Genomic DNA, 1,436 nt, shown 5'->3' with positions numbered 1-1,436 from the left:
ACAGGAGCTACTGGCGTGACTGGAACTACCGGCTCTACTGGGATTGCTGGGGTTACTGGAACTACCGGCGCTACTGGGGCTACTGGTGATATCGGACCTACTGGGGTTACTGGTGTAACAGGAGCTACTGGCTCTACTGGGATTGCTGGGGTTACTGGAACTACCGGCTCTACTGGGGTTACTGGTGTAACAGGAGCTACTGGCGTGACTGGAACTACCGGCGCTACTGGTTCTACTGGGGTTACTGGTGCCACTGGTAATATCGGACCTACCGGGGCCACTGGCGCTGCTGGGATTGCTGGCGCTACTGGCGCTACCGGCTCTACGGGCGCTACTGGTTTTACTGGGGCTACTGGGGCTACCGGCTCTACTGGTGATATCGGACCTACTGGAGCTACTGGGGCTATTGGTGTAACAGGAGCTACTGGTGCTACTGGGATTGCTGGGGTTACTGGCTCTACCGGCGCTACTGGGGTAACCGGCGCTACTGGGATTGCTGGGGTTACTGGCTCTACCGGGGCTACTGGTGTTACTGGGGCTACTGGCTCTACCGGCTCTACCGGCGCTACTGGTTCTACTGGGGTAACCGGCTCTACCGGGGCCACTGGGGCTGCTGGGATTGTTGGCTCTACCGGCGCTACTGGCGTTACTGGCGCTACCGGGGTTACTGGTGCCACTGGTAATATCGGACCTACTGGGGCCACTGGGGCTGCTGGGATTGCTGGCGTGACTGGCGCTACTGGTTTTACTGGTTCAACTGGGATTACGGGCTCTACCGGGGCCACTGGGATTGCTGGGGTTACTGGAACTACTGGGGCTACCGGCGCCACTGGGGCCGCTGGGATTGTCGGGGTTACTGGAACTACTGGGGCTACCGGCGCCACTGGGGCCGCTGGGATTGCTGGCGTGACTGGAGCTACCGGCTCTACTGGCGCTACTGGTGATATCGGACCTACTGGGGTTACTGGAACTACCGGTTCTACTGGCGCTACTGGGGTTACTGGTGTAACAGGAGCTACTGGCGCAACGGGTGATATCGGACCTACCGGGGCCACTGGTGTAACAGGAGCTACGGGCGCTACTGGTATAACTGGTTCAACTGGGGTTACGGGCTCTACCGGGGCCACTGGGATTGCTGGTGTTACTGGAACTACTGGGGCTACTGGCGCAACGGGTGATATCGGACCTACTGGCGCTACTGGGGTTACTGGTTCAACTGGGGTAACCGGCGCTACCGGCGCTACCGGCGCTACTGGGGTAACCGGCTCTACTGGGGCTGCTGGGATTGCTGGCGTGACTGGAGCTACCGGCTCTACTGGGGCTACTGGTGATATCGGACCTACTGGGGTTACTGGTGTAACAGGAGCTACTGGCGTGACTGGAACTACCGGCTCTACTGGGATTGCTGGGGTTACTGGAACTACCGGCGCTACTGG

At 59.9% G+C, this 1,436-nt stretch carries 1 protein-coding gene; it reads left to right on the top strand.

Translation table 11 applies throughout. The features are described 5' to 3' along the window. Window positions 1-15: 15 nt before the first annotated feature. A partial coding sequence (locus tag ACP3VS_RS24170) for a beta strand repeat-containing protein (protein ID WP_426390278.1) occupies window positions 16-1,436 on the top strand: 1,421 nt, incomplete at its 3' end.

The organism is Lysinibacillus sp. VIII_CA (assembly GCF_049943995.1).
Taxonomy (GTDB): domain Bacteria; phylum Bacillota; class Bacilli; order Bacillales_A; family Planococcaceae; genus Lysinibacillus; species Lysinibacillus pinottii.
The sequence above is the reverse complement of the archived record's forward strand: the minus strand, read 5'-3'. Positions and strand labels throughout refer to the sequence as shown.